Source organism: Pseudomonas sp. OVF7, assembly GCF_030644265.1.
In the GTDB taxonomy this organism is placed as follows: domain Bacteria; phylum Pseudomonadota; class Gammaproteobacteria; order Pseudomonadales; family Pseudomonadaceae; genus Aquipseudomonas; species Aquipseudomonas gorinensis.
Window position 1 is genome coordinate 1,378,047 of sequence record NZ_CP128996.1, and the last position, 13,814, is coordinate 1,391,860.

Sequence of the window (13,814 nt, forward strand, 5' to 3'; positions counted from 1 at the left end):
TCTGAAACTGCCTCTTTTCAAGGCAAACCCTGCGCATGCGCAAACAAGCGCCACTCTAGGACAAAAGCCTCGGTTTCGCTTGCTGTTTTGCACCCGCCAGGCGTTGTGTTACCGGCTGGGGGTCACCTGACCATCCTGCCTGCCCACACTCTTCGGGATGTTGCGCAAAGGCCCGGCGCACATGGGGTTTCAACGGTTTATGCGGCTTACCGCTACGCGGCTGGCGTCCTCCTGACGCTTGTCAGAACCCACTTTCCCGTACCCCCAGCGCTGCCGCCCGTCGCCAGGCCACGCCCAGTACCGACTCACTGCGCCCTTGCAGCATCACCACTCCGCGCAGCGGTTGATGGGGGGTAGGGATCGTTTCAACGCTTTTCAGTCGCGCACCGTATTGAGCCTGTACCGGCTCCGGTCGCTGATTTTCGTCGCGGCGCACGGCAATTGGCCCATGGTGATCGGAGGTCAGTGCCTCCTGGTCCAGATAGGCCACGCCGTTGGCGTCGATGTCGGTCAATACCACCGGGATGGCCACGTGCATCGGGTCATCGGCGATAAACCGTCCAGTGGAACCCGGCGCCACCCGCCACAGTTCGGCCTCGGCCAGGTAACCGCGCAGGCGTGCGCCCTCTTCCACCACTTGGGCCAGTGAGTCCTTGGGCGACAGCCAACGGCCCACGCTCAATTGCGGCAGCACATCGCGCACCCTGCCAGCATGGGGCGCGCGCAACAGCAGGCGTTCGCGCTGGGCGGCCAGCCCACGGTATTCGGCCAGGGCCTGGGACAGACGCTGATCGTTGATCCCGGCATCCGCAGCCGTTTCACTGCGCCCGGCCTGGCGGCGCATCTGCAGCTGCAAAATCTCCACTTCACGGCGCACGATGCTTTGCCGCGCGTCCAAATCCGGTGACTCCAGTTCGTACAAGACCTGGCCCTGGGTGACGGTTTGCCCATCCGCCACCCGCAACTGCTTGACCCGCGCGGCCACCGGCGCGTGCAACGCGCTGGCGCGCCCGGCTTCGAGCATGGCCGGCAGCTCGACGGCGCTGCGCCACGGCACCACCAGCGCCAGCCCGATCAACACCAACCCCAGGCTGCTCAACAGCACACGCGGCGCATGGGCCTGGCTGCGACGACTCCACCATTCGCGCCATTCCTTGAAGATCGGCAGGAAGATGAACCAGACCAACTCCACCAGCATCAGGAAGATCCCGAGCAGTTTGAAGAACAGGTGATACACCGCCAGGGCAATCCCCAGAAACAGCGCCGCCCGCCACAGCCACGCCAGGTAGCCCCACGCCAACAAGCGTCGTTGCATCGTCGGCGACCACGGCTCCGGCGCCGGCTCGCCATACCCGAACAACAGTTCACGCAGGCGCCAACGGCACAGGGCAAAGGCGCGGCCTTGCAGGTTATCCACCCCCCATAAATCGCTGATCAAGAAGTAGCCATCAAAACGCATGAACGGGTTGAGGTTGATCGCCAATGTCGTCAGCCACGTGGCACTGGCCAACATGAACGCCGCGGTGCGCGCCGGGCCATCCGGCAGCAGCGCCCAGGCAAGCAAGGCGATACAAGCCAGCAGCAACTCGGCCATCACCCCGCCGGCACCGATCATCAACCGCGCACGGCGATCATTGACCCGCCAGGCGTCGCTCACATCGGTGTAGAACATCGGCAACAGCACCATGAACGCCACACCCATGCTCTGAACCCGACAGCCAGCGCGTTTGGCCATATAGGCATGGCCGAACTCATGGCACAACTTGGCGAAGCACAACACCACCCCAAACGCCAAGGCGCCGCCGAGGCTGAACAAGTGCGGGAACGTCGCCAGAAAGCGCTGCCAGTCGCGCGCGACCAAAAACACGCCCAGGCCCAGAACTGCCGGCAGGCCGTACCGCAGCAAGCCCGGACCGAAGCGCGCCAGCCAGGGCCATGTCCGGTTGAGAAAAGCGTCCGGACGCCACAGCGGAATGCGGAAAAACAGGTACTGATGCAGCAACACCTGCCACAGGCTCTGCTTTTGTGCGGCCGCTTTATAGAGGTAACTGGCGCGCTGCTGCGGATCAAGGCCGGTGATCAGGTCATGGGCGCGCAAAAAGCTCAGCAGCTCCTCCACTTCGCTGATGCCCAGGGGCAAACCCGGTTCACGGTTGGCGGCTTGCAGGACTTTCTCTGGATCGCCCAGGGACCAGTGCCGCAGCAAACGAATGGCGGTGGCGCCGAGTTTGAAATAGCGCCCGCGCACCGGGTCGGCCAGGGTCCAGCGTGGCGAACCGTCCAGCGCCGCGCCGGCACTGGACAGTTGCAGGTCTTCGCGCAGTGTGGGCAGGTTCATCAGAGGCCGACGCTCTGGCGCAGGCCCGCCAACGGCCGACGCAGCAGGTACAGGGCCAGCGGCGCGCGGCCGCCATACAGCTTCGCCGTACCGCGCAGGCCGATACGCGGTGGCGCGCCATCGAATTGTGCATCGAGGCGATAGGCCAATTGCCCGCCCGGCGTGGGCTGCGCTTCATAGGCGGCACGTTGCAGGGTGGCGAGATGGCGTTGCAGTGGGTCACTGTCGAGGAACAGCGCTACCTGGGCATTGGGCGCCAAGGCAATGGCATCGCCCACCGCCAGCTCAATGCGCAATTCCGCCTGGGCAGGGTTGGCAATCTGTAGCAAGCGCTCGCCGGTCTGCACCGGTTTGCCGGTCCAGCGGTCAGCATCAGCGAATACAGCGATGCCGTCGCGCTCGGCACGCACTTCGCTGCGTTTGAGCAGTTCACGCGCATAGTCGCGTTCGGCGCGTTTTTGCTCGACGCGGGCCGCCAGCAGGTCGATCTTCGAACTGGATTCGGCATCGGCAAAGGCGCGCTGGGAATTGGCCTTGAGCTCCGCTTCAGCGACACCCAGAGCACGCGCCGCCACATCGGCCTGCGCCGTCAGCGTGGTGCTTTCGAAGCGCAGCAACAGGTCGCCGGTTTTTACCGACTGATTGGGCTTGACCAAAAACTCGGCGATGACGCCATCCAGCGGCGCCGCCACCACTTGCCCGGCCTGCGGCACCACTTCGGCGGGCGCCAGCACCGATTGGCGCACCGGGATCAACAGCATCAGCAACAACGCCACCAGCACCGCTATTCCGCGTTTACGGGTCAGGCGCAGGCGCCACGGCTGGCGTGGCTGCAACGCGTGCCAGGCATGGCTGCAGGTGTCGCCAAAATGCGCCAGCAGCACTTGTTCGGCCGGGCTCCACGGGGTATCCCGCGCCAGCCACAGGCCGCCGAACACCCGGCCCTGGGGATCCATCAACGGCAGCCAGAACACGTGCCCGGCGGACAGGCTCTGCCAATCGGCTTGCACCGCGCCACTTAATTGCTCAGCCAGGACCACCCGCGCAGTCTGGCTCAACGCCAGTTTGTGCAACTGCGCCACCGCCTGCTCGACAAACGCCACGAACGGCGCATTCGAATCGACGCTGCTCACCGCCGTCACCGCCCTCACTTTGCCGGCGATCAACAGCGCGGTGTGGCGATAGCCGAACAGGGGCTGGCTGTCGTTGACCAGGCTGTAGGCCAGTTGCTCGATAGTACGCGCGGCACGGGTCTGGCGTTCAAGGTCGAGAAACTGCGCAAATACGCGCTCAGCGTGGCCCGGCATCGGTGCGTTCATTGCAATTGCGCAAAATGGGCCGTGCCACTCATGCCCGCCAGCAGCCCGCTGGCATTGGGTAAGGTGGCGACCAGCAGCAGCGTCTGGCTCCCCTCATCGATGCGCGCGCCGAGGCGTTTGACCGTGGCGGTGAACGCCTGGCCGGTTTCATCGGGGGTGAAATTGAACGTCTGGCCCGGCTTGAGTTTGCCCATCCAGCGCGACGGCACCAGCAGGTGAATTTCCAGGCTGTGGTTGTCGACGATTTCCAGCAACGGCGCCCCTGCCGAGACGCTTTCATAGCGTTGGACCTTGCGCTGCACCACTTGGCCGTCATACGGCGCCAGCACGCTGCAGCGCTTGACCTGCACTTGGTAAACCTGGGATTGGGCCTGGGTTTCAGTGAGCTTGGCTTCGGCGCGGGCCACTTCAAAACGCCCGACGGAGTTGAGCGCCGCCAGTTGTTTGTTGTGGGCCAGTTCTTCACTGGCACCCCGGCTGGCAGCCTGGGCGGCGTTCAATTGGGCCTGGTAGGCCGAGCAATCGAAACGCGCCAGGGTGTCGCCCTTCTTGAACGACTCGCCTTCGCTGAAAGGCAGTTCAACAATGCGCCCCGACAATTCGCTGGCCAGCACCGCCTGGTCGCGAGCGCGCAGCACACCCCGGGCGTCACTGGAGGCGCTGGTCGACGCCGCAAGCGGGTGGTCCAACAACGGATCGTCCGCCATGACCATCGGCGCAACGCCCATCAGGCAGATAAAACTCAACGTCCCTCTTCGTAACCGCTCCATACGATCCTCCCTGACCATGATTGCAGTCTATGTCAGCACGGTTAAATTGCCACCGCCCCAATCGGATAAGTCAGTAATTTGTGTAGGGCTTCACCGATGCTTTTGTCGGATCACGCTATGATTGCCACCCCCAAGGATTCAGGATCAAGGACACGTCATGCGCATCGGTTTTCTGTCACCCCTGGCACTGGCTCTGCTGGCCGGTATTTCCCTACAGGCCCAGGCCAGCTCCGACGATTCGTGCTACCCCGACTGGCGGGTCTCGCGTGACAGCCTGGACCCGTGCAACAACCTGCCGTTCCTCAGCCCAGGCAATGACAGCCGGGCCAACCTGCGCCTGCTGCTGGCTGACAAAAAGGCCGCGCCGTTGGCGCCCAAGGCGCTGAGCGAAGATGACCTGTCCCAGGGTTTCGGCCCGGTGCCGTTTCCGGTGTATCGCCTGGCCGCTGCCTCCAGCGCAGAGACTGAGCCCGACTCGGACGATTCGCCTACCGCCGAGCTCGACACCCTGCTGACTTCCCTGGGGGTCAAGCGCGAGGAGTACAAAACCGCCGGCGAAGCGTTCCTCAGTGGCGAGGGCAGCCGCTGCCGCAGCAACGACGATGACAGCGCCACGGCGTTCATCCGCCAAGTGGTCAAGGCCGACATACCGGCGACCGAGCGCGCGCTGCTGGCCAAAGCGCGACTGCAACTGCTCACCACCTGCACCTGGGATGGCCCGGTGATCGCCGAGCCGCAGCAGATCCAGTCCGCCGACGGCCAACTGTTTCGCACCTACCTGCAAGCCGCCGCTGATTTCTACAGCGGCCGCTTCGCCGAGGCCGCGCAAGGCTTTGCTGGCGTCGGCAATGCCCAATCGCCGTGGTTGAAGGAAGCCGCGCTGTACATGACCGCCCGCACAGCGCTCAACCAGGCCCAGGCCGACACCTATGACGAAGACGGCGTGCCGCACCTGGACCGTGTGGATAAGCCCGCACTGGCCACGGCCGAGCAGGGCTTCAACGCCTACCTGAAGACTTATCCACAGGGCGAATACGCGGCCTCGGCCCACGGGCTGCTGCGCCGGGTGTACTGGCTGGCCGACGACAACACCAAGCTCGCCGACGCGTTCGCCTGGGCACTGACGGCCACCGACGAGCAGCGCAATGTGTCTGAGGATGAGCTGGTAGAAGAAGCCGACCTCAAGCTGTTGATGGTCAACAGCGATACCGTCAAGACCCCGATGATCCAGCTCGTCAGCGACCTGATGGTGATGCGCGGCGGCAACCAGCCGGCCCTCAGCCGCGCAGACCTCGAGAAGCAAAAGGCCGCGTTCGCCAGCGAGCCAGCGCTCTATGAGTACTTGCTGGCAGTGTGCGCGCTGTACATCGAGCATCAACCGGACGCCGCCTTGAAGCAGTTGCCGCAGAGCGTGCCGTCGAACCTGAACTACTTCGCCTTCAGCCAGCAGACCCTGCGCGGCCTGGCCCTGGAAGCCAAGCAAGACTGGAAAGGCGCCGAGACCTTGTGGCTGCAACTGTTGCCACTGGCAAAACTGCCGCTGCAACGCGACCAGCTGGAGTTGGCACTGGCCATGAACTACGAGCGCAGCGGCCAGTTGGCCAAGGTGTTCGCCAGCGATTCGCCGATCAGTGCCAGGCAGGTGCGCTACATCCTGCTGCGCAACGTCGCCGGGCCTGAACTGCTGCGCCAGCAGATCGCCCAGGCCAGCGATCCGTTGGAACGCCAGACCGCGCAATTCGTGCTGCTCTACAAAGACCTGCTGCACGGCCAGTTCGCCACGTTCGCCGAGGACCTCAAGCAGCTGCCGGCCCAGGCCCCCGAGGACAAGCTGGGCACCAGCCTGGGTTATGTCTACAGCGCCAGCCAGACGCTTAAGCTGTTCCAGTGGAACGGCGACAAGGCCGAATCCGGCTACGCCTGCCCGAGCATCGCGCAAACCGCAGCGACCTTGCAGACCGACGCGAAGAACCCCCAGGCCCTGAACTGCTTCGGCGAATTCATCCTGCGCAACGGCCTGGACGGCATGCCTCTGGAGCAGGCCCGCGCGGCCGGCAGCCTGGGCAGCACCGCCTCAGACTTCAAGGGTGAAACCTTCTCGCGGCTCGACGGTTACAAGCAGGTCATCGGCAACGCCAAGGCGCCCAAAAACGACAAGGCCTACGCGCTGTTCCGCGCCATCAACTGCTACGCGCCGGCCGGCTACAACAGTTGCGGCGGCCAGGACGTCGAACCCGCCGTGCGCAAAGCCTGGTTCCGCCAGCTGAAAAGTGGTTTCGCCGACACCCAGTGGGGCAAATCGCTGCAGTACTACTGGTGAAACGCCTGTGGCTGGGCCTGCTGTTGCTGGCAAGCCCGGCATTCGGCGCCGTCGATGCCCGTGACTATGACGCCTTCTGGCTGTGGAGCGGCGTCACGCCACAGCCGGTACTCAAGCAGGCCAAGACCCTGTACATCCTCCAGGGCCAGATCAACTCCACCCGCCGCGCGCCCCAGCGCGGTGTGCAACTGATCGCCCAAGGCATCAGCGTACCGCGCCTCACCCGCGGCGAAGTCTGGGTGGTCTACCGCGCCCACACCCTGCACTGGCCCGAACAGATCTACACCCAGCTGCTCGGCCAGGTACAACGTTGGCGCGACGCAGGCAACCCCGTGGTCGGCATCCAGATCGACTTCGACGCCCGCACCCAATACCTGCACGAATACGCCGACTTCCTGCGCGACCTGCGCCAACGCCTGCCCTTTGAGCTGCGCCTGAGCATCACCGGCCTGATGGACTGGAGCAGCAACGCCGACCCCGCCGCCATCGCCCAGCTCAAGGGCGTGGTGGACGAAGTGGTGGTGCAGACGTACCAGGGACGCCAGAGCATCCCGGATTACGCGGCGTATTTGCCACGGATGAACCGGATGGGGCTGCCGTTCAAGATCGGCTTGATACAGGGTGGGGAGTGGGAGGCGCCTAGGTATTTGCAGGAGAGTGAGTGGTTTCGGGGGTATGTGGTGTTTTTGCAAAACCGTTGACAGGGGTGTCAATTATATGCAAGAAAGTGTCCTCTGTCCGCGGACAGAGGACATTCGCTTTTGGAGCCCCATGAAAAGTCAAGACATCGTCATCCTGTTCAAACTGATCAGCCTGGAACTACAGGCCAAAGGGGAGCGCGTAAAAAAACGAGTGTTCTCTGTGGAAAAAGAGAGCGCGAGCCTCGGGTTTCAAAATCTTCCGGATTACATTCAAAACTTCGAAACTGTTCAACTTTCGTCAATTGATGACTGGCGGGGCTGGGATGGAATAGACGAAGACTTTGAAGGACTCAGCTCACAAACCTATTCTGTGAGATCGCTGTCCTCAGCGTTGGGCCTAAGCAAAACAGAGGTTTCCTCATCCCTGAATCGTTGCAGGGAAATTGGCTTGATCTATACGAGCCACACCGACGGAATTCCTCTGGTAAGAAGCAAGGCACTGCTTGATTTAGTCACGTACAGCATTCGCTATATTTTCCCGGTTAAACCAGGCCCTATCGTTCGCGGTATTCCGACAGCCTTCGCCGCGCCAGTCCTGGCGGGAAAAGTAATGAGCGGCGGCGACCTCATTCCCGTCTGGCCGGACGCATATGGAAAGAGCAAAGGCCAAGAAATAACGCCTTTGTATAAAACCGTCCCCGGCGCAGTGAAAAAAGATGAGCTGCTTTATCATTTCCTGGCACTCGTCGATGCCATCCGCATTGGCGGGCCGCGCGAAGCCAAGGTGGCCGATGCCATGCTGCGGGAGTGGATCTTGTGACGTCCAACAGAACCATGATGCTGCAAATGCTTGAAGAGGTCGCTGAGGCGTTGGGTGATGAGCTGCGTGAACAAGTCGCTTTTGTCGGCGGATGCACCACTGTTTTACTCATCACCGACGAATACACCCTTGAATCAATTCGCGGCACGGATGACGTGGACCTGGTCATTCATCTGACAGGCACGCCTGACTGGTATCGGTTGGAAGAAAACCTGAAACCCAGAGGCTTCAAAAATACCGGCCAGGACTCCGTCACCTGTCGTTTACGACTCGGCGGTTTGAAAGTGGATTTCATGCCGACCGATGCAAAAGTATTGGGGTTTTCCAATACGTGGTTTGTCGGCGGGCTAGAAAACTCCATCGACTACACACTCCCCAAAGGAACACGTATCAAGATATTTGCGGCACCATGGTTTCTCGCCGCAAAACTTCAGGCGTATCAGGGCCGAGGTCATGACGACGTACTGATGTCCAATGACATCGAAGACATCATCGCTTTGCTGGACGGCAGGGAAGAACTTATCGAAGAAGTGAAGCGAGCGCCTTTTGAGCTCCGACATTTCGTGAGCAATCAATTCACCGCATTGATAAGACTGTCAGCGTTTCAGGACGTCATCCAAAGCAGCGCTCAGGACGCTGATCGGGAAACGTTGATTTACGAGCGCCTGAAGACGCTCGTGGGATTGGGAGTGACCGCTTGATCCTACAGTTGAGCCTCAGTCAGCAAGGAACTGAAAGAACCGAAAACCGCGATGTCATCGGTTCGGCTCAAAGCACAGGAGCGTATCTCCACGTGATCGCTGATGGCACTTCCAAGCCAGCCAGTGGCGAATTGGCGCGAGCCTTGACTCATTATCTGCTTGAGTCGTTTTCTCGCGCAGAACCGACAGTTACATCATGCCCAGACAAAGCAACTGAATGGGTACTCCACGCACTGGGAGAGGCGCACTCAAACCTTTGCCCAGGTTTTCCATTGGCCTCCACCAGCTACCTTGTGTTGCTGGTGATGGGTCAAACGGCCATTTCGATCCACGCTGGTGACTGTTGCCTTGGCTATCTGGGAAAAGATCAGAGCATGATTTGGCTAACTTCACCCCATTGCGGCCCCAACTGGAAAGGAGACCTGAGCCACGCAGTCATCGCCGAAAGCTCCTCCCGCAAAACACTGCTCAACTGCATGAGTTATCGCAGGCCCCATGAGCCAGCGGTTAACTCCGTGGAAACGGTTAGGGGGACGACTTGGATTCTGGCAACAGATGGATTTTGGGCCGAACTGTCAGCCGCAGACCAGCTCAAAGCCATTGCAGGGCAAACCCTGGACGGTTGCTCAACAGAAGATGATGTCACTTTCATGCTTTTGCAGTCTTAGAAGAAACAGGTACGCAAGGCAAGAAGGCGCAGAGGATCAGCCCTGGGGCTAGGCTTCGCGGATTTTCGATACCGACATCAGAAAAGCTCACAGGAAATAATCGGCCTGAAAGCTTAACGATCATGGCTTACCAAAGATGATTGCAGCAAAAATCAAGAACAGTCCTACATCGGATAGTCCAATTTTCAGCGCTGAGCCTGCACCAGCGGATACACCGACTCCCAGCCCCCACCCAGCGCTTTATACAACCCCACCATCGCCAACGACACCCCGGTAGAACTCTCCACCCACTGCTCCTGCGTGGCCAGCAGTGCACTTTGCACCGTGAGTACGTTGACGAAATCCACCACGCCCTCGACGTACTGATGCTGCGCGGTGGTCAGGGCGATCTGGTTCTGGCGCACGGCTTCGGCCAGGCTGTCGCGGCGTAATTGGCTGGCGTTGTAGCGAGTCAGTTGATCGTCGATCTCATGCCAGGCACGCAGCACGGTTTGCTGATAGGCCAGCGCCGCTTCCTGTTGCTGGGCTTCGCGCAGGTTCAACATGCCTTGCAGGCGCCCGCCGTTGAACAGCGGCAGGCTCAATTGCGGGCCGAAGGCAAACGCACGGGAGCCCCAGGAGCCGAAATCCGACAGTTGCATGGCCTGGGAGCCGAGGCTGCCGGACAAGGTGATGCGCGGGTAAAAGTCGCCCTTGGCCACTCCGATGCTGGCGGTCGCGGCGTGCAGGCGGGCCTCGGCCTGGCGGATGTCCGGGCGGCGCTCGGCGAGTTCCGAGGGCAGGCCGATGGCGACCTGGCGTTGGGTCTGCGGCACCGCAGCATCCTTGGACAATTGCGCATGCAGGGCTTGCGGCGGCTCACCCATCAACAGGCTGAGGGCGTTGATCAACTGGTCCTGGCGCTGTTGCAAATCCGGCAGGCGCGCTTCGATGGCCGCGACCTGGGCGGCGGCTTCGGCCACGTCCAGGTCGGTGGCCACGCCGTCGGCCAGGCGCAGTTGCGAGAGCTTGAGGCTGTGGCGAGCGACGTCGAGGTTTTGCTCGGTGACAGCACGGGTATTTTGCACGCCGCGCAGTTGGATGTAGTCCTGGGCGGTCTCGGCCAGCACCGACAGCAAGACGGCGCGACGGTCGTTTTCGGCGACTTGCAGGGTGGCGTCGGCGGCTTCGGTTTCACGTTTGATCCGCCCCCAGAAATCCAGCTCCCAGGAGGCGGAGAAGCCTGCGTCCCATTGGTTGAACGCCGAACGGCCGTTCTCGCCGGAGGGGTCGTTCAAACCTTCGCCGCTATTGCGTTTGCGCTGGTAAGCCCCTGTTGCATCGACACGGGGGTAGCGCTCGGCGGTCGTCACCTGGCGCACGGCGCGACTTTGTTGCAAGCGACTGCTGGCCAGTTTCAGGTCGAGGTTATCGGTGAGGGCACGACGCGTCAGGGCCGAGAGTTGCTCGTCGTGGAACACGTCCCACCAGCGCTCCTCCAGCGGGCCAGTGACCGCGCGGCTGGCGGCCTGACGGCCTTGGGGCTCATTCCATTGCGTGACATGAGGGCCCTGGGGCCGTTGGAAATCCGGGCCGACGGTGCAGGCGCCCAGGCTGAGCAGGCTTAAGGTGAGCCAGGCAAACGATCTCATTGCTGGACCACCTCACGCGGCTGCGTGACCGGCTGGGTGTCGACGCTGGCTTCCACCGACATGCCGACCCGCAGGCGCTCGGTCAGCGGCTGATTCGGTTCGAGGACGATCTTCACCGGGATGCGCTGCACCACCTTGGTGAAGTTACCGGTGGCGTTATCCGGTTTGACCGAGGCGAACGTCACCCCGGTCGCAGGCGCCAGGCTTTCCAGGTGGCCGTTGAGCAACTCGCCGTCGAGGCTGTCGACACGTACCTGCACGGCTTGGCCAGCGTGCATATGGTAAAGCTGGGTTTCCTGGAAGTTGGCCACCACGTAGGCCTCGGCCAACGGCACCACCGCGAGGATCTTGCTGCCCGGCGTCACATAGGCGCCCACCCGCACCGCGCGCTCGCCGACCATGCCATCCACCGGCGCGACGATGCGCGTGTAGGACAGCTGATAGCTGGCCATTTCCAACGCGGCCTGGGCGCGCTTGAGCCCCCCCTCGGCGGCGTCGCGCTGGGCCGTGAGGATTTCCACCTGCTTGCGTTCGGCCGCCAGCACCGCCGTGGCACTGGCCAGGCGTGCGTTGGCCTGGTCAATACGGGTCTTGGCTTGCTGGGCGTTCTGCACAGTACCCGCGCCCACACCGGCGAGGTGGTTGTAACGGTTCAGTTCGTGTTCGGCGAAGGCCACTTCGGCACGGTCTGCCGCCACGGTGGCCTGGGCCTGGGCGATCACCGAGCTTTGACGTTCCAGGGTCGCGCTGGCGTTTTTCAGCTGGGCCTGGGCGACCAAAGTGTCGGCATCGGCGGCCTGGGCGGCGGCGCGAAAATCACGGTCGTCGATCAGCGCCAGCAACTGGCCGGCCTTGACGCGCTGGTTGTCTTCCACCAGCACCTCCTTGATAAAGCCGGCCACGCGCGGCGCCACCAGGGTGAAGTCGGCGGCAACGAAGGCGTCGTTGGTGGCCTGGCGCTTGTTGCCCAGTAGCCCCGGCGCGACCAGGTACACCAACACGCCGACGGCGAATACGGCGATGACAGAGACGGCTATTTTGTCTTTGCGTTTCATGAGAAGTCCTTGTGGCTAGGTCGGTGCGCGAGGCGGAAAAATCCGCGTGGGCATCCAGAAAATCAGCAGGATCAACGCCGCCGCAACAGCGGCCATGACGTAATAGAGATCCGAAGACGTGAGCACTACGGCCTGCTCGTGCAGGCGGTGGGCAAGCCCCGACGCGTCGCCATCGGCCAGGGGCGAGTTGCCCAGGCGGTCCACCAGCATGGTCGAGTGAAAGTGCAGGCGCTGGGTGGTCAGTGCATCCAGCACGCCGGTGGCAATCACGGCGGCCAGGCCTTTGACGGTGTTGAACCAGGCCGAGGCAAACGGCCCATCCGCCGGTTGGATGCTGCCGGTGGAGAGCATCAGCAACGGCAACACCGCCATGGGCTGCCCGAAGATTTGCAGCAGGTACAGGCCGTAGAAGTCGTCGCGAATCCACGCCGAGGTCAAGTGCGTGCTGCCCAGGCAGGACAGCACCAACATGCCCAGCCCGATGCCCAGCACCCAGCGGCAATCGACCCAACGCAGGTTGCACAACGCCGCCACCAGCGGCAGCGCAATCAATTGCGGCAGCGCCATCAGCAGCATCAGCGGCGCGGTTTGCAGGGGCCGATAACCCTGGACCTGGGCGAGGAAACTCGACGGGATGATGATCACCGAGGTCAGCACCATCAACACCCCGGCCAGCACGATCAGGGCAAACGACAGGTTGCGCAGGCCAAGCATCTGCAATTTGAAGAACGGTATTGGCTGCGACCATTCATTGAGCAGGAACAGCACCAGCAACACCGTGCCGCCACACAGCAGGAAGGTGATCAGGCCCGACTCGAACCAGTCCAGGCGATTGCCCTGCAACAGGCCGATCACCAGCATGCAGATCGCCGGGAACCCCAGCAGCAGGCCGCGCCAGTTGAACTGCTTGAGGCGCTCCAGGCGCAGCGGGTCTTGTGGCAGGCCGTAGGCCACGGCGGCCATCGCCAGCAGGCACGGCCCGACGATCTGCCAGAACGCCCACCGCCAGCCAACATACTCGGTCCACAGCGCCGCCAACGGCGTGCCCAGGCTCGGGCCGAACGTGGCGGTGAGCGCGTAACCGGCCAAGCCATACAGCTTGACGTTGGCCGGCAGGAAGCGCAGCGCCACGGTCATCAGCATCGGCGGCAACGCCCCACCCGCCAGGCCCTGGACGGTGCGCAGCAGCAGCAGGCTTTGGTAGTTCGGCGCGAAGGGGCACAGGATGCCCAGCACAGTGAACAGAGCGATCGCGCACAGGGTGAAACGGCGCAGGGAAAACGTCACCGAACACCAAGGCGCGAAGGCCATGGCCGACACGGAAGTGGCGGTGTAGGCGGCGACCAGCCAGGTACCTTCATCAAAACCGATGTACAGCGCACCGCGAATATCCGCGAGGGCCACCTTGGTGACCATCTCGTTGAGACCGGACACCAGCACCGCCAGCAACACGCCGACCAGGCCGATGATGATGCGCGGGCCAAATACAGGCGGGGTGATGGCCGTGGGTTTGGCTGCGGCCGCAGGGGAGGGGGCAGCGAGGGAAGTCAT

General features: G+C 62.6%; 11 protein-coding genes. 5 read left to right on the forward strand and 6 right to left on the reverse strand.

Features of this window, described 5'->3' with window-relative positions:
* Window positions 1–241: 241 nt before the first annotated feature.
* Genes QU606_RS06040 through QU606_RS06050 form a run of 3 tightly spaced genes read right to left on the reverse strand, consistent with a single transcriptional unit; the run spans window position 242 to window position 4,385 of the window.
* The gene (locus tag QU606_RS06040) at window positions 242–2,338 is read right to left on the reverse strand and encodes an efflux RND transporter periplasmic adaptor subunit (RefSeq protein WP_069074969.1); all 2,097 of its coding nucleotides are present in this window, start codon (window positions 2,336–2,338) and stop codon (window positions 242–244) included.
* Entirely contained in the window at window positions 2,338–3,657 is a 1,320-nt protein-coding gene (locus tag QU606_RS06045) for an efflux RND transporter periplasmic adaptor subunit (RefSeq protein WP_102625067.1), read from the reverse strand. The genes QU606_RS06040 and QU606_RS06045 overlap by 1 nt, the downstream gene beginning before the upstream one ends.
* Window positions 3,654–4,385, reverse strand: coding sequence for an efflux RND transporter periplasmic adaptor subunit (locus QU606_RS06050; RefSeq protein WP_223817822.1), 732 nt, complete (start codon window positions 4,383–4,385; stop codon window positions 3,654–3,656). The genes QU606_RS06045 and QU606_RS06050 overlap by 4 nt, the downstream gene beginning before the upstream one ends.
* Before the next feature lie 199 nt (window positions 4,386–4,584).
* Here QU606_RS06050 and QU606_RS06055 point away from each other — a divergent pair, with 199 nt between their 5' ends.
* The 5 genes from QU606_RS06055 to QU606_RS06075 all read left to right on the forward strand — a co-directional run bounded on the left by QU606_RS06055 (window position 4,585) and on the right by QU606_RS06075 (window position 9,577).
* Window positions 4,585–6,747 (forward strand): outer membrane assembly lipoprotein YfiO, encoded by a 2,163-nt coding sequence (locus QU606_RS06055; RefSeq protein ID WP_304998221.1) that lies wholly within the window; start codon window positions 4,585–4,587, stop codon window positions 6,745–6,747.
* Entirely contained in the window at window positions 6,744–7,448 is a 705-nt protein-coding gene (locus tag QU606_RS06060; protein ID WP_304998222.1) for a DUF3142 domain-containing protein, read from the forward strand. The genes QU606_RS06055 and QU606_RS06060 overlap by 4 nt, the downstream gene beginning before the upstream one ends.
* 70 nt (window positions 7,449–7,518) lie before the next feature.
* Window positions 7,519–8,208, forward strand: a complete 690-nt coding sequence (locus QU606_RS06065; protein ID WP_304998223.1) for a hypothetical protein — start codon at window positions 7,519–7,521, stop codon at window positions 8,206–8,208.
* A gap of 14 nt (window positions 8,209–8,222) precedes the next feature.
* Window positions 8,223–8,909, forward strand: a complete 687-nt coding sequence (locus QU606_RS06070; RefSeq protein WP_069077359.1) for a hypothetical protein — start codon at window positions 8,223–8,225, stop codon at window positions 8,907–8,909.
* Window positions 8,906–9,577 (forward strand): PP2C family serine/threonine-protein phosphatase, encoded by a 672-nt coding sequence (locus tag QU606_RS06075; protein WP_304998224.1) that lies wholly within the window; start codon window positions 8,906–8,908, stop codon window positions 9,575–9,577. The genes QU606_RS06070 and QU606_RS06075 overlap by 4 nt, the downstream gene beginning before the upstream one ends.
* Before the next feature lie 185 nt (window positions 9,578–9,762).
* Here QU606_RS06075 and QU606_RS06080 read toward each other — a convergent pair whose 3' ends face one another.
* Genes QU606_RS06080 through QU606_RS06090 form a run of 3 tightly spaced genes read right to left on the reverse strand, consistent with a single transcriptional unit; the run spans window position 9,763 to window position 13,814 of the window.
* Window positions 9,763–11,208, reverse strand: coding sequence for an efflux transporter outer membrane subunit (locus QU606_RS06080; RefSeq protein WP_304998225.1), 1,446 nt, complete (start codon window positions 11,206–11,208; stop codon window positions 9,763–9,765).
* Entirely contained in the window at window positions 11,205–12,263 is a 1,059-nt protein-coding gene (locus tag QU606_RS06085) for an HlyD family secretion protein (RefSeq protein ID WP_304998226.1), read from the reverse strand. The genes QU606_RS06080 and QU606_RS06085 overlap by 4 nt, the downstream gene beginning before the upstream one ends.
* Window positions 12,264–12,278: 15 nt before the next feature.
* Window positions 12,279–13,814: an MFS transporter gene (locus QU606_RS06090; protein WP_304998227.1), complete on the reverse strand. Its 1,536-nt coding sequence runs from the start codon at window positions 13,812–13,814 to the stop codon at window positions 12,279–12,281.

Bases quoted from the DNA above. Each gene is read 5' to 3' on its own strand.
- QU606_RS06045 (WP_102625067.1), bottom strand. From the start codon at position 3,657: ATGAACGCACCGATGCCGGGCCACGCTGAGCGCGTATTTGCGCAGTTT.
- QU606_RS06065 (WP_304998223.1), top strand. From the start codon at position 7,519: ATGAAAAGTCAAGACATCGTCATCCTGTTCAAACTGATCAGCCTGGAA.
- QU606_RS06055 (WP_304998221.1), top strand. From the start codon at position 4,585: ATGCGCATCGGTTTTCTGTCACCCCTGGCACTGGCTCTGCTGGCCGGT.
- QU606_RS06070 (WP_069077359.1), top strand. From the start codon at position 8,223: ATGATGCTGCAAATGCTTGAAGAGGTCGCTGAGGCGTTGGGTGATGAG.
- QU606_RS06090 (WP_304998227.1), bottom strand. From the start codon at position 13,814: ATGACTTCCCTCGCTGCCCCCTCCCCTGCGGCCGCAGCCAAACCCACG.
- QU606_RS06040 (WP_069074969.1), bottom strand. From the start codon at position 2,338: ATGAACCTGCCCACACTGCGCGAAGACCTGCAACTGTCCAGTGCCGGC.
- QU606_RS06050 (WP_223817822.1), bottom strand. From the start codon at position 4,385: ATGGGCGTTGCGCCGATGGTCATGGCGGACGATCCGTTGTTGGACCAC.
- QU606_RS06080 (WP_304998225.1), bottom strand. From the start codon at position 11,208: ATGAGATCGTTTGCCTGGCTCACCTTAAGCCTGCTCAGCCTGGGCGCC.
- QU606_RS06085 (WP_304998226.1), bottom strand. From the start codon at position 12,263: ATGAAACGCAAAGACAAAATAGCCGTCTCTGTCATCGCCGTATTCGCC.